The organism is Undibacterium sp. FW305-107 (genome assembly GCF_058788535.1).
Genome location: NZ_JBYTAV010000002.1, coordinates 390053 through 410280, shown reverse-complemented (window position 1 = coordinate 410280; position 20228 = coordinate 390053). Strand labels below are relative to the sequence as shown.

Here is a 20228-nt window from a genome sequence, read left to right as displayed (position 1 = left end):
TCTTTCCTTCAAACTGGCTTGAAAGCGAGGCACCGGGGAGACACCCCAGATACCATCACTATTCCTGATTGTCTGCCAGACGCACTGCTGCGATAAACGCGCACACGCTGGCCTCATCCTTGATACCCTTTGCCGCTTCGACACCACTGCTGATGTCGACCGCAAACGGGCGAACCTGACTAACTGCGCCAGTCGCGTTCTGTACGCTCAAGCCACCACTTAAAACGACCCGAGGCGCGAGCTCTTTTGGAATGAGAGACCAATCAAAAACCTTTCCACTACCGCCGTACCCATCAACATGGGTATCTAGCAATAAACCACTGAATAAAGGACTAGCCTTACGATAAGACTGCTCACATTCTAGCAAATCCTCGGGCTTTGTGTCAGGTTTGACGCGATAAGCACGAATAAAAGGACGATTCACACCAGCAGCCAAGCTGGCACATTGCTCAGGGGTTTCATCGCCGTGGAATTGCAGCAATTGCACGGGAGCTAGTTTTATGACTTCCTGCAAGCTTGCTTCATCGATATTGACGAACAAACCTACTGACATCACGAAAGGAGGAACTCCTCGCAACAAAGCACCCGCTACCTCAGGCCTAACATAGCGCGGGCTGGGTGGATAAAACACAAACCCCAAAGCATCAGCACCAGCCGCGACAACGAATCGCACATCTTCTGGTCGGGTTAAGCCGCAAATTTTGATTCTGGTTCTGTGTTGCATGGATGCCACCGGTTTTTAGTTTGCTTTATTTTACCTGCTTAATCCATTTACTCCTCATGCCTTGAGCATTTCCGCGTATCTCTTATGCGATAATTAATTTACCACTTCAGCCATACACATCATGAATTCACCCGCGACACAACCGCTCATTACCCGCCTGTTCGGATTGGATATCTGCAATATGCGCTTTGCAGAGGCCAATCAGCATTTGCTGGAAGTTGCCGGCGGCCGTGATCATGCCAGCCGTGTGGTGGTGACGCCGAATGTGGATCATATGACCAAGCTGGAATATGAACCTGAATTCAAAACCCTGTATGCGACTTCAGATTATATTTTTGCCGATGGCATGCCCATCATCTGGGCCAGCAAGATGTGCGCCCTGCCCTTGCCTGAACGCGTGACTGGTGCCGACCTGTTTGTGTCGCTGTGCCGTGGCTGCATAGAAAAAGATTTATCGATTTTTGTCCTGGGTGGCATGCCGGGACAAGAGAGTCTTTTGCTGGAATCCTTCGCCAAGACTTATCCTGGGTTGAAGGTCGATATTTTTTGCCCATCCATGCAGTTCACTGCAGATGGTGCAGAAAGTGACATGGCAATACAGCGCATACAGGCTGCAAAACCAAACATCCTTTTCATTTGCCTGGGCATGCCCAAGCAGGAAAGACTGGCATTTCGTTATCGAGCACAATTCACCACTGACAATGTGCCACTGATATTGTGCGTAGGTGCGGCGATGGAGTTTGCATTGGGCCAGAAGAAACGTGCGCCTTTATGGATGCAAAAGATAGGCATGGAATGGTTCTGGCGCCTGGCCAGCGAACCGCGCCGTCTGTGGCAACGCTACACGACGCAAGCCTGGCGCTTTATCGGGCTATTGCTGCGTGAGAGAAAAGTCCAAAAGCAAATGCGCTGAAACATCAGATCAGAGCAAACCAAGAACGCAACACACCATGCAATAAAAAAACCGCACAGATAACAATCTGCGCGGTTTTTTCTTGGGAGATTACTTTAAATACTTATGCTACTTTTTTTGCATCAAAGAATTGTTCATCTTCTGTAGAACCATGCAAAGCTGTCGTGGAAGATTTACCTTGCTGGATAGTTTGTGTCACTGCATCAAAGTAACCAGTACCAACTTCACGTTGATGCTTAACGGCTGTAAAGCCTTTTTCTGCCGCTGCGAATTCAGCTTCCTGCAATTCAACGAAGGCAGACATCTGGCGACGTGCGTAGCCGTGTGCCAGGTTGAACATGCCGTAGTTCAATGCATGGAAACCTGCCAGTGTGATGAACTGGAATTTGTAGCCCATTGCGCCCAGTTCTTTCTGGAATTTGGCGATCGTTGCATCGTCCAGGTTTTTCTTCCAGTTGAAAGAGGGTGAGCAGTTATAGGATAACAATTTGCCTGGGAACTTGGCATGGATAGCATCAGCAAATGCCTTGGCGAATTCCAGGTCAGGTTTACCAGTTTCACACCAGATCAAATCTGCATATTCTGCATAAGCCAAGCCACGGGAAATGGCTTGCTCCAGACCTGGTTTGGTTTTGTAGAAGCCTTCAACTGTGCGCTCACCTGTGCAGAAAGGCTGGTCATTAGGATCAACGTCAGATGTCAGCAAATCAGCTGCTTCAGCATCGGTACGGGCCAAAATCACAGTGGATGTACCCATGATGTCGGCAGCCAGACGTGCTGCGTTCAGTTTTTCAATCGCTTCACGGGTAGGAACCAGAACCTTGCCGCCCATGTGGCCGCACTTTTTGACAGAAGCCAGTTGATCTTCAAAGTGGACGCCAGATGCGCCCGCTTCGATCATCGCTTTCATCAATTCAAAAGCATTCAATACACCACCGAAACCGGCTTCAGCATCAGCCACGATAGGGGCGAAGAAGTCGATGTCGTCTTTACCTTCAGACCATTGGATCTGGTCAGCGCGTGTCAGCGTGTTGTTGATGCGCTTGACAACCAGTGGCACAGAATTGGCTGGGTACAGGGATTGATCAGGATACATTTCACCGGCAACGTTGGCGTCGCCAGCAACTTGCCAGCCAGACAGGTAGATGGCTTTCAAGCCAGCTTTGACCTGTTGCATGGCCTGGTTACCAGTCAAAGCGCCCAGGGCATTAATGAAAGGCTCGTTATTGACCAGATCCCACAATTTGATCGCGCCGTTTTTGGCGATAGTATGTTCAACCTTGATGGAACCGCGCAGGCGAACCACGTCTTCTGCCGTGTAATTACGCTTGATACCGTTCCAGCGTGGATTGGTATCCCAGTCTTTTTGCAATTCAGCTACTTGTTGTGCGCGAGTTGTCATGTTTCTCTCCTGTGGGCAAATCAAATGAAAAAGTGAATCCGTTGAGAGAAATAATAGAGTATTTTTTGCGCAGCAACAAGGTCTTATATAAGACATATGACAAATATTTAATCGTTTAAAATCATATACTTAAATTTACTTTTTTGCGATGTGAAATTATATTTCTTAGAATGAGAAAAATAATTTGTGCAGTGAGATAGTTATTTTTCACAATGTGAAAAATTCATTTCACATTATAAAATTCGGCGATTCAAGTTTTTACTTAAAGAAAATTAAGTTTCAAATTCCTGCAAGAAACTGCAATCTTTTTACTCAGAACGCTTTTATTTCAGCGCGATACATTCGGCACACTCAGTTTTGAGCGCTGACTCCCGCTTACCTACTCCAGTACAATCTCATACCAGGGTGATGGAAAATCAAAATCCAGCTCAAAACCATCTGTTTTTTTGATGATCGCAGTATTTGGCAAAGCCTTCATGCGCACACCATTTCCATCCAGAGGAAATATCGTGATCTTTTTGCTTTTGCTGGCATGGAATAGTTTGACTGGTATCCGCTCCAACCAGACAGGTGCGGCGCCATCAAGTGAACCTGAGGGTTTCCTGGCTGTTGCCAAATCAGGCTCCAGCGTCCACCAGGCAGATTGCCCCTCATAATTGATCAATTGCTTGGGGCGCTCAGGTTGTACACCTGGCTGCGTTGTCGCAGTGGCCCCGCTCAAGACCAGCAGCAGGTGGCGGCTGTCCTTCAAGGGCAAGGCATCGCGGCTGGTCAGCATGACGACGCCATATTGCCGCCCTTTTTCTGGGAATGCGGGCAGGTATTTGTCAACATCCATCATGGATGAAACTTGCGCTTTGCGCCCTGCAAACAAACGCGTATAACTTGTATCAGCCGTCAACCATGGACCAGACTCGCTATAACGCAATTGCCCGCCAGGTGCAGCCCAATGCATATCATCTTCATGCCACAGCCTGGCAGTACGCTGTGCTGACCCTGCTGACTTGGATTGCGTGCCATATAACATAGCCACACGCGTATAAAAAGCATGTTTATAATCTATGCCGTACTGCGCCTGCAAATACGCTGGCAAACCGCCGCCACTGACACCATCACGCAAGGCACCCAGCATAGTGCGCTCGTCCGGTGCCAGGTTTATATTCATCTGGGTTGGCAATGGCTGCACCTGGTATTGCCTGAACAAGGCCGCCGCCAAGCCATTCACCGCCAATTGACCGCTATGTCCGCTTAGTCCAAAGCTGTCAGGAACAGAAAGCCAGCGATCACCGTCTATATATTGAAACAGAAACAGTCCATCCCAATCCTGGGCACTGGCAATTGCACTCATGACGGGCAAAATTTCTGCAGACTGGCGATTTGGAAAAGCCTGATTAAATTCACTGACCACAAAGGGCTTGCGTGCATCACGCACATAGGCACGCTGCAACAACGATTGCCAGCCCTCACGCAAGACTGAGCTATTGCGGATGCGCCAGTCATTTCTGTCCCATTCCTTACGAGGGAAATCATAGTGATCAACATAGAAATGCTCATCAACATAATCCATCTGCTGTTGCGCATCGGCCAAGGCAACTCCACCGAAATACATTTGGGTACCAGTCACAGGCAACAAATCCCCTGCTTCCTGTCGAATAGTTTTGCGTATGAGATTTAAATATTGCTGATCAAGATCAGATAAAAACCGCACATAATCCAATACCCTGCGGCCATTGCCTTTTTGATGGGGACGATATTGCTGCTGCAAGGAGACTGGCGTCTCCCAACCCAATTTATTGATGGCCCGCCGTGAAAAGCGCTGCACGCCGGCGACCCAGCCTTCACCATATTCCAATATGGCAGCTTCAGACGACTTGACATTGATAACACCTTTGCGCGTCAACGAGCAACTATCCCATAGCTTGCAGACATTATCCGCATGTCCATGCTGGCGCAGCACCCACTTTTGCCAATGCTGTTGCAAAGCTCTCTCATATTCGCCAGTCAAACCATCCAGCTGGCCACGCTGCCAGGCACCCAACAGGGAAGATTCATTATTGATTTCCACCATGGCCAAAGCAGGCTCGTCCTTGAGATCCAGCCTGCGCAATAACTGCTGCACATATTCTGCCTGCAGACTGATCATGCGCGGCTCGAATAGATGCAAGGGATGGCTGGCAAAAGGCATTTGCTCGCCAGTCATCAGGGGCGTGACCTGATCAACGGCGGGGCGAAATTGATAAGCCACATGCAAATTCAGATTGATATACAAGCCCTCGGCCTTGAGCGCGTCAATAAAAACACGCAAACGCCGCAATGCTGCCTCATTGAAGCTGGGATATGCCGCTGTGGTCAAAATACCACGTGGTTGATCCTGGCTATCACTGAGGATACTGTCCAGATGGTGCAGCCGCACTGCATTGAAACCCAGCCTGCGCAAACGACGGGCTATTTTTTGCGCATCTTTTTCTTCAGGAAAATTTGCAGCACTGGACAAGCTGATACCAAAGAAGCGCACGCGTGCATCGTCTTTTGTAGCCGCCCTGCCATCTGGCCCTACCCGGTAAAAATGTCCCTGCTTGACGAATATCCGGTCAGCGGCTTCCAAAGCGTGATTCATGCCGCCAAAATCCACCACCGGCGACAAGGCGTCTTCATTGATTTCAAAGCGATACCAGGCAATATCACCGGCTGTTGCGAAAGACGGGAAGAGGCAGACAAGACTCAGCAGCGTCAATCTGAAGGCAAAAAATACTGGCAATCGAAAATACTTCATAGTTTGGGTCGCAACAGACAAGGTAGCCATTAGAATATCGCACAAACACATGACATTAGTATTGAGAAATGCAAAATTTGTCCGTACTGCCCGGCAATACCAGCCTGAACCTGCTGGAAACCAGAATCGTCAAACTGATGATCATTCTGTTCGTGGTTTTTTCCCTGTTACCTTATGGCATATCCTGGGACTATACCGGCTCTTCCGCCCTGACCATGGAAGGATCGCTGACCACTAAACTCCAATGGGGCAGCCTGTTTCTATTGGCATCATTCATCCTTTATCGCCATTTGCCTGAAGCCTTGCAGGATATACGGGCCATGAACCCTTTCCTGGCGATCGTGCTGATCTGGTGCCTGGCATCAAGTGCCTGGTCACCCTTGCCTGCAACCACCTTTAAACGTGCCATACAGCTCTACGGTCTGGTCATGATAGGTTTCAGCATACAACTGGCTGATCGCCCACTGAAAATGATGGTGAATTATGTCCTGTACACATTGACGGGCATGCTGATACTGTCTTTTTTTATGGCAGTCGCAGTCCCCACCATAGGCATAGACTACGATCTGGGCGGCGCATGGCGTGGTGCCTTGTCACAAAAAAATGAACTGGGCCAGGTTGCCGCCCTCAGCATCTTATTATGGCAGATCAAGGCTTGCACTGAAACCGTGGGCATCAGGAGTCTGGTGCCAGGCATACTGTTTTCTTTCTTCATGCTGGTCATGAGCAAAAGCTCTACCAGCATGATCATCACCTTGCTGACCTCAGGTGTTTTTCATATGCTGCGCAAGCGACATATTTCTTCTTCTTACTCGTTGACACGCGCCAGCATGGCAGTGATTTGCCTGCTCACCATCGCCATCTATATTTTCTTTATGCAAGAGTCTCGCCTGCCTACCTGGCAAGAAGCTGCATCACCTATTGCTGGTTTGTTTGGCAAAGGTACAGACCTGACTGGCCGCACCGATGTCTGGCAACTGGTTGAAATGGAAATTAACAAACATTATCTGTTTGGCCTGGGTTATGGCGCATTCTGGCTGGGGCCAGACAGCCTCTCTCAATTTGTGATTGATGCCCTGCACTGGATACCTTTGCAGTCCCACAATGGCTATCTGGATATCTTGAATGAGCAAGGTCTGGTTGGATTGATTTTGGTGATCCTGACCTTGTTGATGCAAGCAAAAATGCTGGTCACCCTGTCGCATCAGGACAGGCAGCAAGCCGCCTTCTGGTCCGCCATGCTGGTTGTGGTCATCATTACCAATTTCACTGAAAGCAGCCTGTTTCGCGGTTTTGTATTCCAGAACGTATTCTTTATCTTCAGCCTCATCGCTGTCAGCTCTTCCAGTCGGCGATTTAAACTGGCACAGAAAGCGTCAATCCATTAATTTGCGCCCAAGATTCTGAAAAGTCTGCTCTATGTAACGATATGACAAATGGGACAGCACCAAAGACAACAAAGTGATGAGCATTATTCTCGGCAGTGTTGTCAATTCTGGCAAAAAATGGGCGACGCTATGCGTCACCAGCCAGTGATATAGATACAGGGAGTAACTGATGCGTCCCAGATAAACAACTGGCGACCATTTCAGAAAACTGCTTATCCCATTTTTCCCATAGACCAGGGCTGGGAACATGCAAAACAAGGCGACGCCCTGCATGGAATAGCGCAAAGATTCACGAAATTCTTCGCTACGTATTGCCAAGGTCAGTAAAAGCAAAAATACACCAAGAAAGAAAATCCGCCCACGTGACAATTGCTGCGCAAAGTCTGAATAGCGTGCGAATACCAGCGACAGGGCAACTCCATACAATATTGAATCAGCACGGGTATCGGTTGCGGTATAAATCCTGTAATGCGGTAAATTATCCAGGCCTATGTCAAGCACGAGATAGATGCGCCAGGTCAGCATCGCGAGAAGAATTGCTACAATCAGGCTCAAAAAACGCTTAGGCACGCTGACGAAGCCCATGAAAAGAAAAGGGAAAATAAAATAGAAATGCTCTTCCACCGCCAATGACCAGGTAATCGCCAGCGGTTGCTTGATCAACTCACCGCTAAAGCTTGAATAAATCCCGTAGTAATTCGCAAAATAAAAAAAGACTGAGGCGACCTCTTCCCACTCCCAGTGATCTCCCACCACACACATCAATATCAGCGACGTCAATACAAAAACCAGCAAGGCTGGTGTCAGCCTGAATATCCTGCGCAGATAAAAATTTCTTATGCTCATGCTGCCGCTGGCATCCCACTCTGCCAGCATCAGCTTGGTAATGATAAAGCCACTGATAAAAAAGAAAATAGTCACGCCCAGACCACCAGGGAAGAGATGGCCAAATCCTATGTGCGATAAAAAAACCAGCGCAATGGATACAGCACGTAAGCCGTCCAGAGCCTGCAAGCGATGAGATTGATGAACCGTCATGAACTATTTCTTTGCTGGCTGGCTGCCATATGCGTGGCTGGCACTACCCCAAAAATAACTGAGCTTGCCCAATTGTGACGCAGCCACTCTTAGCCAGGTGAAACTGCGCAAGAACTTGAAGGGCAATAGCAGCAACGCGAATATCAGTGCCAGGAAAAATTGCACGCAAGCACGGGCACTGAGTATCAATGCAGGGCCGATCTTCTTGTTGCCCTCTTTCATCGCCAGTTCGGTACGTATGAATAATTGCCCGGTGCGGTAAGACCTTTGCAGCAACCATTTTGCGGTTGCTCTGTCCGCCGGAATAAATTCATCTGCCGGCGCCTCATCACACCAGACCATGACAGCACCCAGCCTATCCAGGCGGCGGAACAGCATGGTATCTTCGCCACCAGTAGTACCAAAAGCGGGATCAAACGGGCCTATGCCGTCTTTTTGTGAGGAAGCTATATCCTGCAGTATTGAGCGACGGATCAGGACATTGCCACTGCGGGCGTCCTTGTGATCTATTTTTGTGCCAGTAGGCATGCGGCGGCGATCGAAATAGCCCCCCTCACGTATCCATGCTGGCGTACTCTCAGAGTATTCAGGTAATACTGGGGCAAACACGACATCGGCTTGCTCAGCCTTTTGTACTTTCAATAGCTGTTCCAGCCAGTCAGGCACCGGTACTTCATCATCATCGATCATGACTATCCAGTTCCCGCTGGCAGCAGCTATCGCTGCATTCCTGGCCAATGAGATATTCGAATTCGCCAGGTTCAGCGACTTGAGTCTACCCTCGAAACTGGCAGCCATCTCGCCTAGCACTTTTGCTGCAGACTGATTGTTGTCATTATCCACAACGACAAGCTCTATCGCCACATCTCGCAAGGTCTGCGTCAAAATGGCTTGCAACAAGCGCCGCAATAACTCTGGTCTTTTATAGGTGCAGATACAAATACTCAACTCAGCCATGAGAACTCAGTTTTTTCGCCGGAACAATCTGGACAACAAACGCATACCCCAGGTAAATGGTGCAAACCGGTTCGCACCTGCAAGTTCATACTGATTGAAAATCGTGCCCAATACTTCGACACCGGCAGCCTGCATATCGGCTTTGGCCTGACGCAATTCATCGACATAGGTATGATCTTTTCTTGCTACCAGCAAGACACTACCCGTTTGGTGGGCAACCATTTGTGCGTCAGATGCCAGAGTGGCCGTATGCGTATCCACGACAAAAGCATCAAACTGGTCGGAGCAGGATTCCAGCAATTCACGCATGCGCGGGGCGCGTAAAATCTCCAGCGGATTTGGAGGTTGTGGCCCTGAGGGTAAAAAATGCAAATTCGGCATGAGTTGTATCAAGACACCGGCTGCAGTAATACGTCCGGCTAGTACTGAAGACAAACCATCCGGCTTACCTAAAGAGAAATATTCATGCAGATTGCCACTGCGCAGATCTGCATCTATGAGCAAAGTGCGCTTGCCGACTTGGGACAAAGCGATCGCCAGGCTGGCGGCCATATAGGATTTACCGTCACGACGTGCAGGGCTGACCAGGGTGATCCTGATTTTATCCTGCCCACTGAACTTCAAGAGCAACTCACTGCGCAGGCGGCGAATTTCTTCAGCCTCTTTACTGAAGGGGAAATAGAAAAATTTCAGAGACTTGTCGGCGCGGCCGTTCATCAAGTCCTTGGTTGAATAGCCGAATTGCTCGCCCAAAGCCTGATCAAGCTGTATCTGAGTCAAATAACCAAGCGCCAGGGCTGCATCACCAAACCTGAGTTTCTTTTCTTTTTGCAGTTGAGCGATCTGATCAATCTGTTCAGGTGTGAGCAAACCTTTTTGCAGGAATAACTCGCCGAGTCGCCCTATTTTTGAGGCTGGCTGGTTCATGGGTTCAGCTTGCATGCAAACCACCTTGTCCATTGCCAGTCAGTTTTTCATCAAATCCAATTTTTGCCATCACAGGTTCATCAAATTCACGCTCCAGATCTTCCAGGCAACGCACGCGACGGTTCATCAATTCCAACAAGAAAGCCAGGCCAAATCCAAATACCAGGCCGGCCAGCAAACCAAACACCAGATTATTGCGCAGCAAAGGCTTGGCATGCTTCTCAGGCAATTCAGCCCATTGCATGACTGAGGCATTGGAGATTGCCACATTACTGGTCATCAGCAATTCATCAAATTTCTGGATTGCCGCATTGTAGATTTTTTGTACGCTGTCGAGCTGACGCTGGTAAGAACTGATAACGTCCCTGTGCTTTTTGTTTTCAAAAGTCTTTTTCTGGTAACTGGCAATTTCTGTTTCTATCGCTTTTTCTTGTTGAGTCAGGCGTGCCTCTGCCGCGCCCAGCATATCAAATGCTGTGGCAGATTCACGTTTCAATTTGTCCAGCAATGCCTGACGCTCATCGTTGATCGCCATATATTTTGGGTGACGCGGCCCCAGGGTGATTTTTGCATTTGCCAACTGAACGTCAAGTGATATCAAGGCTGCTTTCAACCCTGAAATATGACCTATACCTGCAATTTCAGGAATATCTGATTCAGGACTGCCCCCTCTGACCAATTTCTCAAGAGACTGGCGCTTGGCTTGTGCCTCCACTCTTTGCAGTTGTATGTCGATCAAACGCACACTTAAGGCATTCATTTGCTTGGATTCGAGGTCAGCTCTTTCATCGACATCGACGATCTGGTACTCCTGTTGATAAGCGGTCAGTTTTTTCTGCAACTCATCAATCTGCCTGCTCATGGATTCGAGTTGGGCATTGTATTGATCGCGCCGCGCCCTGGCTGGTGCATTCATCATCTCCAGCGACAGGTCTATATAGGCTTTGACTATGGCATTGGCAACATCCTTGGCATGCCTGGGGTCACTTGATGAATACTGGATTTCTATGACGCGGCTATTCTTATGTGGTGAAACATCGGTATTCCTGACGATGGTTTCGGCCAGAGCCCGCAAGCCGCGTTGCTCGCCATATCTCTGCACAAAGCGCTTGGCCTCAGGCGTAGTTTGCAAACCCAAAGCCTGAATAACACGCTCAGCCACTTGCACGCTCTTGATGACATCAAATTGCGTTTGCAGATAACTCTCATCCTGCATGGGATGAAATTGCCTGCCACCGATAGGGTCGTTGACGCGGTAATCGATGAAAATATCAGCTACTGCAACATAGGTTTTTGGCAACATCAAGCTGGCCACCGCAGCACCAACAACCGCAACTATCATGACGAAAGCGATCAACAACTGGCGCGCCCGTATCATCGCGCCTATTTGTGCAAAGGATAGTACCAATTCACTGGGGGAGGTTTTTATCATAGACGTCAGAATATTCTTTCTTTGATATACACCACATCACCCGGCAACACCTTGTCAGTGATGCCAGACGAAATTTCGCGCAATTCACCACTTTCCGTTTTACGATGGATGATGATACGCCGCACCGAGCCCCTGTCAGTAACACCACCACCTATGGACAATACCCGCATGACATTCAAATCATCTTCCATGGGATATTCACCGGGACGACGCACTTCACCATAGACATAAAAATTCTTTTGCAAGGGGACGAATAAAACATCATTCGGTTGAATTTTTTGTGCCAGCTCGGGTGCGAGTTTTGTAGCGTCGAGTTCAAGCTTTAAAGACGCATATTCTTGCAGCTCAGAAGCAGACTTACCTGGCTCACGGCGCAATATGCGCAAGCTCTTTTCTGCTTTTTGCGAAACGCCACCGGCCAGGCTTAAGGCTTCCAGAATACTGATTTGCCCCGTCAGGGGATAACGCCCTGGCCGCAATACCTCACCCAGCACAGAAAAAGTCCGGCTTAGCTGTTGCATGACTTTAATGGAAACCCTGGGATTTTTGATGTACTGCCCTTGTTCCAGTTTTTTTGCAAAGATGGCGGCAATTTCTGTCGCAGTCTTACCCTTGACTTCGACAGTACCAACCAAAGGCAAGGTAATGACACCACTTTCACCTATGGTGACATCGGCAGTCAGGTCGGGCTGCCCAAACACAGTAATCAGTAATTGATCGCCCTCACCTATTACGTCAGCAGCAGCCTCGCCTGGCAGTTCATCCATAGTATTTTTTGCGGGTGCCGGTGTTTTATCTGTCTGAGGCAATTGCAAAAGCTGGTTTTCCAGTTTCATGCCATTTGCCGGGCCAGTCTTGATTTCTTGTGCTTGCAGTTGTCCAATAAAAGCAAAGACCAGCACTGCAGTCAGCAGTTTACGGGCAGTTATTTCAGAATAAGCAGAAAATTTGGACCAAATTGTCATCTGACTTGGGACATTTCATAGAAAGAACTTCATTTTATATTGCAATAGTAAGAATAGATGCAAATTTTTGTCAGGACAACAAAACCCTGTAGCAATAAGGTAGCAGCGCTAATAGCATTGCTATTTAATTACAAAAATTAACCTTTATTGAATTGTGGGCAACTCAAAGCTCAGTTAACATGCAAATAAAAGTAAGAAAGACTAATTATGCAAAGCCCGAGTACACTACCATCAGCAAGTCCTGCCAGAGTGGTCCCGCTGGTCATTATTGCGCCGGTACGTGATGAAGCCGATCTGATCAGGCTGACGCTGGACTCGATGGTAGCGCAAACAGTCAAACCGGTAGAGTGGATCATCGTCGATGACGGCTCACAAGATGGTACCGCTGATATCGTCCGCGAATATGCCGCCGAACACCCATTTATCCGGCTGGTGCAGCGCCCCGACCGTGGTTTTCGCAAGGTCGGTGGCGGTGTGGTCGCCGCTTTTAAATTTGGCATCACCCAAATTGAGCATCAGGACTATGAATATATCGCCAAGCTGGATGGCGATATGTCGTTTGGACCGCGCTATCTTGAATGCATGTTTGAACAATTTGCCCTTGAACCCAAACTGGCCGCAGTGTCAGGAAAGGTCTTTCGTGAAGAAGAAGGTCAAAGGATAGAAGAAATCATCATTGATGAGCATGTCGCTGGTCAGTTCAAGCTCTACCGTCGAACGGCATTTGAAGAAATCGGCGGCTTTGTGGAAGAAGTCCTGTGGGATGGTATTGATGTGCATACTGCCCGCATGAAAGGCTGGACGACCAAAAGCTTTTTGCATCCTGACGCCATACTCATGCATCACCGCCTGATGGGCTCGTCTGACAAGAACGTGTATCGGGGTCGTCTGCGCTGGGGGCGCGGCATCTGGTTCATGGGCTACCACCCCTTGTATGCGCTGGCCTCAGGGATTTTCCGCATGCGTGAAAAACCTTTTGTCATTGGCGGTTTGCTCATTATTGCAGGTTACCTTGGTGCTGCAATAAAGCGTGCGCCCAGATATGAAAACCCTGAATTCCGGGAACACCTGCATCGCTGGCAGCTTGGGAAGATCAAAAAACTATTGTCAGGGCAAAAAAACTAAACATTCGTGCACAGTAATTTGTGCGAAAAGAATTTCTAGCGCATCAATCCCAGAAATATAAGCGAAAAACCCCACAATCATGCTCAATGCTTCACCCGCCTCCAACACTTCACAATCAGCGCAAATTCTGGCTGCATTCACAGGCGTTGCATTTGGCATAACGACCTACCTGACACTGCTGGGCATCATCCTGTATTCCAATCACGCGGATACTGAGATTTTTGGCGTACGCATGTTGATTGCCGGCCTCTCCAGCATCATCGTTTTCTCCAGCCAACAGCTACTGGGAACACTACAGGAAAAGCACGTACTGGCCGCCTTCCCCAGTATTACTGCACGCTGGTTTGTAGTGTTCATGGTTGTATTATTGAGTGCTTACGTCGACAAGTCTGCCGAACGACTGTCACGGGCAGTCATGCTGATCTGGTTGTTCACCACACCATTCACGCTTTTGCTGACTGCGCTGATCATGCGCAAGCTGGCTGTATATTATTACTCCAACCCTACAAGAAGACGCAAGGCAGTGCTGATCTGGTCAAATTCGGCTTGCTCGGACCTGGTAGAGTCGCTGCGCAATACACCACTGGCTGCGATTGACTTCGTCGGCTTTTTCGATAACAGGAATGAGTCGCGCCCGCCCAGCAATCTGGAAAGACTGGGCGACTTGAGCGACGCCGCCGCCTGGATTGTTGATGCCGAGACAGGCCACGTCAACGTCGATGTGGTCTTCATAGGCTTGAATACCAGGGAACCGCCAGAACTGGCAGAAATTATTGCAATTCTGGAAGACAGCACTGCATCCACTTACTTTGTACCCGAATCACTGATTTTTGGTATGCCGGGCATACAATTGCGTGAATTGGCTGGCCGCCCGGTACTGGCATCGACAGAAACGCCATTCATAGGCCTGGCGGCCCTGCCCAAGCGCATGCTGGATTTATTTGGCTCTTTCTTTGGCCTGATTTTTTTGTCTCCAATTTTGTTGCTGTTAGCGATAGGCGTCAAACTGAGTTCACCAGGAGCAGTGTTTTTTAAACAGGTCAGGTATGGGATAGCTGGCCGCCCCATCAACGTCTACAAATTCCGCAGCATGCGCCAAAGCAATCCAAATGAACGGGTAGTACAGGCCACTGTTGGCGATCCACGTGTCACCAAATTTGGACGCTTCCTGCGCCGCTCTTCTCTGGATGAATTGCCTCAGTTATTCAATGTGCTCAAGGGTGAGATGAGCCTGGTCGGCCCACGTCCCCATGCGGTTGAACATAATGAGTTGTACCGCAAGCTGGTGAGTGGCTACATGTTTCGTCACAAGATCAAACCTGGCATCACTGGCTGGGCGCAAGTCAATGGTTTGCGTGGTGAAACCGAGACTCTGGAAAAAATGGAAGAACGTATTGAATATGATCTTTACTACATCCAGCATTGGTCCATCTGGCTGGACATTGTTATTATCTGGCGCACCATCAAGGTCGTACTTGGTGATAAAAACGCTTATTAACCCTGGTCTACTTGGTAGCCTGACGTAATTTGCGCAAGTGCTGCCCCAGGCTGGATGTTTTCAACATTTGCTTGCCGTGATAGAGACCAGCCTGCACTTTGCTCAAGATGGCTGGCGAACTGACAGCCCCTTCACACAGTTGATGCGCGCTTGTGGCAAAACGTAATTTATAAGCCTGGTCTCCCCTGCCCAAATCTATCGTAGCTATCCCCATTTGTGTGGCATGTCTGGCGCATTGCGCCAGTAAAATCAAGCCAGGTGAATATTCAGCAAAATCTGTGTGATACCAGGGAAACCAGTAATGCAAGACCTTGCCGGAACGCATACCAAAATGCGCCGCTATCAATGTGTCGCCCGCATACAGCGTCGATAACATACCAGCAAAATCAGAGGCATTTGCTGCCCTGATTTCATCCATTACCTGCCTGACCCAATCCAGCCTGAAAATATCATGCTCAGCCCCTACGGTGCGCTGAAACTGATCACGCTTCCCTGCTATCAAGGCGGCGAAATCTGCGTCGCTAACGCTTAGCAATTCAAAACGCAACTCACCCGATTTTTTACTGAGTTTGCGCTCATTGGTTGCCACCTTTTTCAAGAGTGAAGCGTCACGTCTGTCGGTCAGGCGCTGCGCATAAGCATCAAAACCACCCGTTAAATCCAGAATATGCGACTGACTGTGCGTCCATGCATATTGACTGAACTTGCCCAGATCCGCTGGCATATGGTTAAAGGCGAAGTAGCGGCATTGCATGGCGCTCAAGGCATCACTGAAGCGTAAATCCAGGGGTGCCTCACATATCGGCCCCTGATAATCGGCCAGGAAATCACCTATGGATACAGCACGAAAGCTGCTCAGTGCATGAAAGGGCCAGATACCAACTATATGACCAGCATCTTCACATACCAGAATACGTGCGTCTTCCCTGGCATTGGCGATAATGGTGGTGAAAGCCGGAGAATAATAAGGGCTATCGTAAACAGGGTTTTGACTGCGCAACTCCGCCCAGCGCGCAACTAAAGGCGTGTCAAGTTCTTTTGCCCTGATCAAACGGAATTTCATTTAAGCCCGCTCCGCCGGGTAAAAATAAGTCTGCAGGCTTTGTTGCAAGCCATTTTCTATACTTTGATCAACCAGGCTTGATAATTGGCTCTGGCGGGTTGAATCAAAGACAAACAAACGATAAATATCGGACAAGCGCAAGCTGGCAGGATTCACCAGCATGATCCACAACTCAGCCCCAGCCTCATTTTTGCGTAGCCAAAAGCGACTGCGCGAAGCCGTCGTGTTCACCGTCACTCTTGCAACCCAGCCTGCTTCTGACATGCGTTCCAGCAAACCTTCAATTTCATCTATACCCAGTCTGGTCTCGGTTCGTATGGTATTGACGTTGACCGCAGCGGTAGCATCAGCCAGGCGTGCATCGACCAGTACCTGCAAGATGCTGACAGCATCTTCAAAAGCACTACCTGGGGTAGGCACATGCCACCAGCGCTCAAATTTGACGACAGGCAATGCAGCAGCGATGACCGCCCCTATGAGGATAATCAGCCAGGAAACATAAATCCAGACCAGAAACAAAGGCACAGCTGCCAAGGCACCATACACAATGGTATAGGTAGGAAACTGGATGACGAAGCTGGCAAATATACGCTTGGCAATTTCAAATGCCACCGCTGCGAACAGACCGCCCCAGGCAGCATCGCGCCATTCAACCGAGCGATTTGGTACTACCAGATACAGCAAGGTGAATGCGCCTGTCGTGAAGGCAATCGAGGTCAGAGTATAAAATACTGCCCCCAGAAACGGCACAGCACCCACCACACCACTGGTGGCAGTGAACAAGTAAGAAGTACTGGAAATAGAAACACCAACCAGCAAAGGCCCCAAAGTGACAATCGCCCAATACACCAGCAACCTTTGCAAGGCTGGGCGCGAGCGTTTGACCTGCCATATCTGGTTGAATGACTTGTCTATCATTGCCATGGTGGCAATAGCAGTCACCATCAAAGCCACACCGCTGATAGCAGAAACACGGGTCGCCTTGGTAGCAAATTGCGTCAAATAACCCAAAATTGTATTGGAAATCCCCTTGGGCATCAGACTTTGAATAAAATACGCCTCCAGCGAAGTGCGGAAGGTATTAAATAGCGGAAAAGCCGTAAAAATGGCAAAAGCCACAGTCAGGATCGGTACCAGGGCCAGTACCGTGGTAAAAGTCAGGCTACCTGCAACCTGTGGCAAACGGCCTTCCTGCAGACGCTGCAGGGCAAATTTGAAGAGATTGAGTATTTGTTTCCACGACAGACCACGCATAGTTTTTGCAGCTAGAGATATAAATGCCTCGATTTTAACGAGAGACCAGGAAAAAAGACTTCTATAATACAAGCATGACTACACAAGAACTCACGATTTTAGTTTTATTTTACTCACGGCATGGCAATACCAGAAAAATGGCAGAATTTATTGCCCAGGGTATAGAAAGCGTACCTGGCTGCAACGCACGCCTGCGCACCGTACCTGCAGTTTCCACTGTGACAGAAGCAACGGCCTCATACGTGCCAGCAGAAGGTGCGCCTTATGTGGAATTGTCTGATCTCAAAGAATGCGCTGGACTTGCCATGGGTTCCCCTACCCGCTTCGGCAATATGGCTGCAGCCCTGAAGTATTTTCTGGACGGCACGGCAGCTGATTGGCTATCCGGCACCCTGACTGGCAAGCCAGCCTGCGTATTTACCTCTACCGGCAGTATGCACGGTGGCCAGGAATCGACCTTGCTCAGTATGATGCTGCCACTCATGCACCATGGCATGCTGATGCTGGGCCTGCCATATAGTCACGCTGAACTGATGACAACAACAACTGGTGGCAGCCCTTATGGTGCGACCCATTGGGCTGGTCAGGATGGTGCACAAGCTATTTCGGAAGATAGTCGAAAACTGGCAATCGCACTAGGTAAACGTCTGGCTGAAGTCAGCAAAAAATTACAGGCTTCAGCATGAGTACGGCAACACCAGAAAAAAAATATTACCTGCTCGCTTCCGCCAGTCTGATCGCTTTGCTCTTGCTATGCATCTGCTGGGAATGGTTTTTGGCACCGCTGCGCCCAGGTGGCTCATGGATGGTGCTTAAGGTCCTGCCACTGCTAATACCTTTGCGTGGTGTATTGAAGCGCGATAATTACACCATGCAATGGTCTTCGATGTTGATCTGGCTGTACTTCACAGAAGGAATAGTCAGGGCGTACAGTGACCGCCTCCCCCTTTCCATGGCCCTGGCTTATGCAGAGGTCGCACTGTCCATGCTGTTTTTTATCTCCATCATCCTGTATTTGCGCCCCTTGAAAAAAGCCGCCAAAGCACTGGTGAAAGCAAACGCAGCGAAGTCAGCGGCAGAGTGATGGCAATGAGTGAAGTCGATATCATGCAAACAGAATTTCTTGCGGGCTGTGTCAGCATTCTGGGAAATGATTTCGTCATCACAAATGCAGCGGACCAATACCCGTATTTGATAGACTGGCGCCAGCGCCATCTGGGCAAGGCACTGGCCGTGCTGTTGCCACAATCCACCAATGAAGTTGCCAGCCTGGTGCGACTGTGCGCCTTGTACCATATCGCGTGCGTGCCTCAAGGCGGCAATACTGGTCTGGTATTGGGTAGCATACCCGACCAGTCTGGCCACGCTGTAGTCATCTCATTGAAGCGCATGAATCGTGTGCTTGCTGTTGATGTCGCCAATAACACGATAACGGTGGAAGCTGGTTGCCTGTTGGCTCAGGTACAGGTTGCTGCAAGCGAAAAGCAAAGATTATTTCCCTTATCGCTGGCGTCAGAAGGCAGTTGCACCATAGGTGGCAACCTGTCCACCAACGCTGGTGGCACCGCGGTATTGCGTTACGGTAACACCAGAGAATTATGTCTGGGGCTGGAAGTCGTCACGGCACAGGGTGAAATCTGGAATGGCTTGCGCGGCCTGCGCAAGGACAATACTGGTTATGATTTACGCGACTTGTTAATAGGTGCAGAAGGCACACTGGGTATCATCACGGCAGCCGTTCTGAAATTATTCCCGCAGCCACGCGCACAAATTACCGCATTCACTGCACTGGAAAGTACAGATGCCGCATTGGCCTTATTAAACCATAGCCAGGATGCGCTGGGCCCTACCCTGACTGCGTTTGAATTGATATCTGACTTCAGCCTGCAACTGGTACTCAAGCATTTCCCGCAATTCCAACATCCATTCGGGTGCAGCGACCCTCGCAGTTATCCTTATTATGCTTTGCTGGAAATGTCTGATCACGAATCAGAAAGCCATGCGATTGCACTCATGGAGCAGGTTCTGGAACAGGCGATCAATGATGGCCATGCTGCTGATGCCGTTTGCGCGACATCTATCAGTCAGTCCAGGTCTTTATGGAAGCTACGCGAGCATATTTCCGAAGCACAGGCCAGGGAAGGCAAGAATATCAAGCATGATATTTCCATACCAGTTTCACAGATACCCCGCTTCATACAAATCACGGATGCAAAATTAACAGCCACATTTTCCGGCTGCCAGATCGTCTGCTTTGGTCATATGGGCGATGGCAACTTGCACTATAACGTCTCGGCACCCGTTGGCAGCAGCGATGCTGACTTCGTCTTGCAACAAGCCGCTATCAACCGTATAGTCCACGACCATGTGCATCAATTCAAGGGGTCGATTTCTGCCGAACATGGCTTGGGCATGCTGAAGCGGGATGAAATCAAACTCTATAAATCTGAGCTGGAATTATCCATGATGCGCACCATCAAGGCCGCGCTGGATCCGCAAAATTTAATGAACCCTGGCAAGGTCTTGTAACTCACCTCAATGCCAGCGAGGGCATTGAGGAAGGGACATATCTCAATTACTTAATTGTCGTGGTGTAAAGCGCCGCGCTTGCGGCCCGGCTACTTCTGCAGCCTGCATGGTGGATGGCAGATGGAACACACTCACTGCGCGTGTCAATTCTACCGCCTGCTCCTCCATACTCTCTGCCGCAGCCGCTGCCTGCTCAACCAATGCCGCATTCTGTTGCGTCATTTCATCCATTTGCGTAAT

At 49.2% G+C, this 20228-nt stretch carries 17 protein-coding genes and 1 pseudogene; 7 read left to right on the top strand and 11 right to left on the bottom strand.

Translation table 11 applies throughout. The features are described from left to right. Positions 1–58: 58 nt before the first annotated feature. The gene (locus AC3WQT_RS05960) at positions 59–724 is read right to left on the bottom strand and encodes a phosphoribosylanthranilate isomerase (RefSeq protein ID WP_492702871.1); all 666 of its coding nucleotides are present in this window, start codon (positions 722–724) and stop codon (positions 59–61) included. Between the two features lie 121 nt (positions 725–845). On the opposite strand from AC3WQT_RS05960, the gene AC3WQT_RS05955 reads away from it, so the two are divergent. Further along, entirely contained in the window at positions 846–1637 is a 792-nt protein-coding gene (locus tag AC3WQT_RS05955; protein WP_492702870.1) for a WecB/TagA/CpsF family glycosyltransferase, read from the top strand. Between the two features lie 103 nt (positions 1638–1740). Here AC3WQT_RS05955 and aceA read toward each other — a convergent pair whose 3' ends face one another. Next, positions 1741–3039: an isocitrate lyase gene (gene aceA, locus AC3WQT_RS05950; RefSeq protein WP_423001656.1), complete on the bottom strand. Its 1299-nt coding sequence runs from the start codon at positions 3037–3039 to the stop codon at positions 1741–1743. 379 nt (positions 3040–3418) lie between these two features. Next, entirely contained in the window at positions 3419–5812 is a 2394-nt protein-coding gene (locus tag AC3WQT_RS05945) for an alpha-amylase family protein (protein ID WP_492702869.1), read from the bottom strand. A 68-nt stretch (positions 5813–5880) separates the two neighbouring features. On the opposite strand from AC3WQT_RS05945, the gene AC3WQT_RS05940 reads away from it, so the two are divergent. Next, positions 5881–7200 carry an O-antigen ligase family protein gene (locus AC3WQT_RS05940; RefSeq protein WP_492702868.1) on the top strand — a complete coding sequence of 440 codons (1320 nt, stop codon included), beginning with the start codon at positions 5881–5883 and terminating at the stop codon, positions 7198–7200. Here the strand turns inward: AC3WQT_RS05940 and AC3WQT_RS05935 are convergent. The 5 genes from AC3WQT_RS05935 to AC3WQT_RS05915 are packed head-to-tail and all read right to left on the bottom strand — an operon-like array spanning position 7189 to position 12519. After that, the gene (locus AC3WQT_RS05935; protein ID WP_492702867.1) at positions 7189–8238 is read right to left on the bottom strand and encodes an acyltransferase family protein; all 1050 of its coding nucleotides are present in this window, start codon (positions 8236–8238) and stop codon (positions 7189–7191) included. The genes AC3WQT_RS05940 and AC3WQT_RS05935 overlap by 12 nt on opposite strands. 3 nt (positions 8239–8241) lie before the next feature. Continuing rightward, the gene (locus AC3WQT_RS05930; protein WP_492702866.1) at positions 8242–9195 is read right to left on the bottom strand and encodes a glycosyltransferase family 2 protein; all 954 of its coding nucleotides are present in this window, start codon (positions 9193–9195) and stop codon (positions 8242–8244) included. A 6-nt stretch (positions 9196–9201) separates the two neighbouring features. Next, the gene (locus tag AC3WQT_RS05925; protein WP_492702865.1) at positions 9202–10137 is read right to left on the bottom strand and encodes a CpsD/CapB family tyrosine-protein kinase; all 936 of its coding nucleotides are present in this window, start codon (positions 10135–10137) and stop codon (positions 9202–9204) included. After that, positions 10127–11554, bottom strand: coding sequence for a Wzz/FepE/Etk N-terminal domain-containing protein (locus AC3WQT_RS05920; protein WP_492702864.1), 1428 nt, complete (start codon positions 11552–11554; stop codon positions 10127–10129). The genes AC3WQT_RS05925 and AC3WQT_RS05920 overlap by 11 nt, the downstream gene beginning before the upstream one ends. 5 nt (positions 11555–11559) lie before the next feature. Next, positions 11560–12519, bottom strand: a complete 960-nt coding sequence (locus tag AC3WQT_RS05915) for a polysaccharide biosynthesis/export family protein (RefSeq protein ID WP_492702863.1) — start codon at positions 12517–12519, stop codon at positions 11560–11562. 207 nt (positions 12520–12726) lie between these two features. Here AC3WQT_RS05915 and AC3WQT_RS05910 point away from each other — a divergent pair, with 207 nt between their 5' ends. Together AC3WQT_RS05910 and AC3WQT_RS05905 are read left to right on the top strand one after the other, a co-directional pair. Continuing rightward, positions 12727–13644, top strand: coding sequence for a glycosyltransferase family 2 protein (locus AC3WQT_RS05910; protein WP_492702862.1), 918 nt, complete (start codon positions 12727–12729; stop codon positions 13642–13644). Positions 13645–13723: 79 nt separating this feature from the next. Next, positions 13724–15142: an undecaprenyl-phosphate glucose phosphotransferase gene (locus AC3WQT_RS05905; RefSeq protein WP_492702861.1), complete on the top strand. Its 1419-nt coding sequence runs from the start codon at positions 13724–13726 to the stop codon at positions 15140–15142. 7 nt (positions 15143–15149) lie between these two features. On the opposite strand, the gene AC3WQT_RS05900 is transcribed toward AC3WQT_RS05905, so the two are convergent. Both AC3WQT_RS05900 and AC3WQT_RS05895 read right to left on the bottom strand, forming a co-directional pair. Beyond that, complete coding sequence (locus tag AC3WQT_RS05900; RefSeq protein WP_492702860.1) at positions 15150–16205, bottom strand: GNAT family N-acetyltransferase; 1056 nt, start codon at positions 16203–16205, stop codon at positions 15150–15152. Further along, the gene (locus AC3WQT_RS05895; RefSeq protein ID WP_492702859.1) at positions 16206–17459 is read right to left on the bottom strand and encodes a YihY family inner membrane protein; all 1254 of its coding nucleotides are present in this window, start codon (positions 17457–17459) and stop codon (positions 16206–16208) included. A gap of 74 nt (positions 17460–17533) precedes the next feature. On the opposite strand from AC3WQT_RS05895, the gene wrbA reads away from it, so the two are divergent. From wrbA to AC3WQT_RS05880, 3 genes are read left to right on the top strand one after another with little or no spacing between them, the layout of a single operon-like run. Beyond that, positions 17534–18145 carry an NAD(P)H:quinone oxidoreductase gene (gene wrbA, locus AC3WQT_RS05890; RefSeq protein ID WP_492702858.1) on the top strand — a complete coding sequence of 204 codons (612 nt, stop codon included), beginning with the start codon at positions 17534–17536 and terminating at the stop codon, positions 18143–18145. Beyond that, a complete protein-coding gene (locus AC3WQT_RS05885) occupies positions 18142–18543 on the top strand; it encodes a DUF2069 domain-containing protein (protein WP_492702857.1) in 402 nt (133 codons plus the stop codon). The genes wrbA and AC3WQT_RS05885 overlap by 4 nt, the downstream gene beginning before the upstream one ends. Further along, positions 18543–19988, top strand: coding sequence for an FAD-binding oxidoreductase (locus AC3WQT_RS05880; RefSeq protein ID WP_492702856.1), 1446 nt, complete (start codon positions 18543–18545; stop codon positions 19986–19988). The genes AC3WQT_RS05885 and AC3WQT_RS05880 overlap by 1 nt, the downstream gene beginning before the upstream one ends. Positions 19989–20030: 42 nt before the next feature. Here AC3WQT_RS05880 and AC3WQT_RS05875 read toward each other — a convergent pair. Next, positions 20031–20228 (bottom strand): annotated as a pseudogene (locus tag AC3WQT_RS05875) (methyl-accepting chemotaxis protein); the annotation flags it as partial.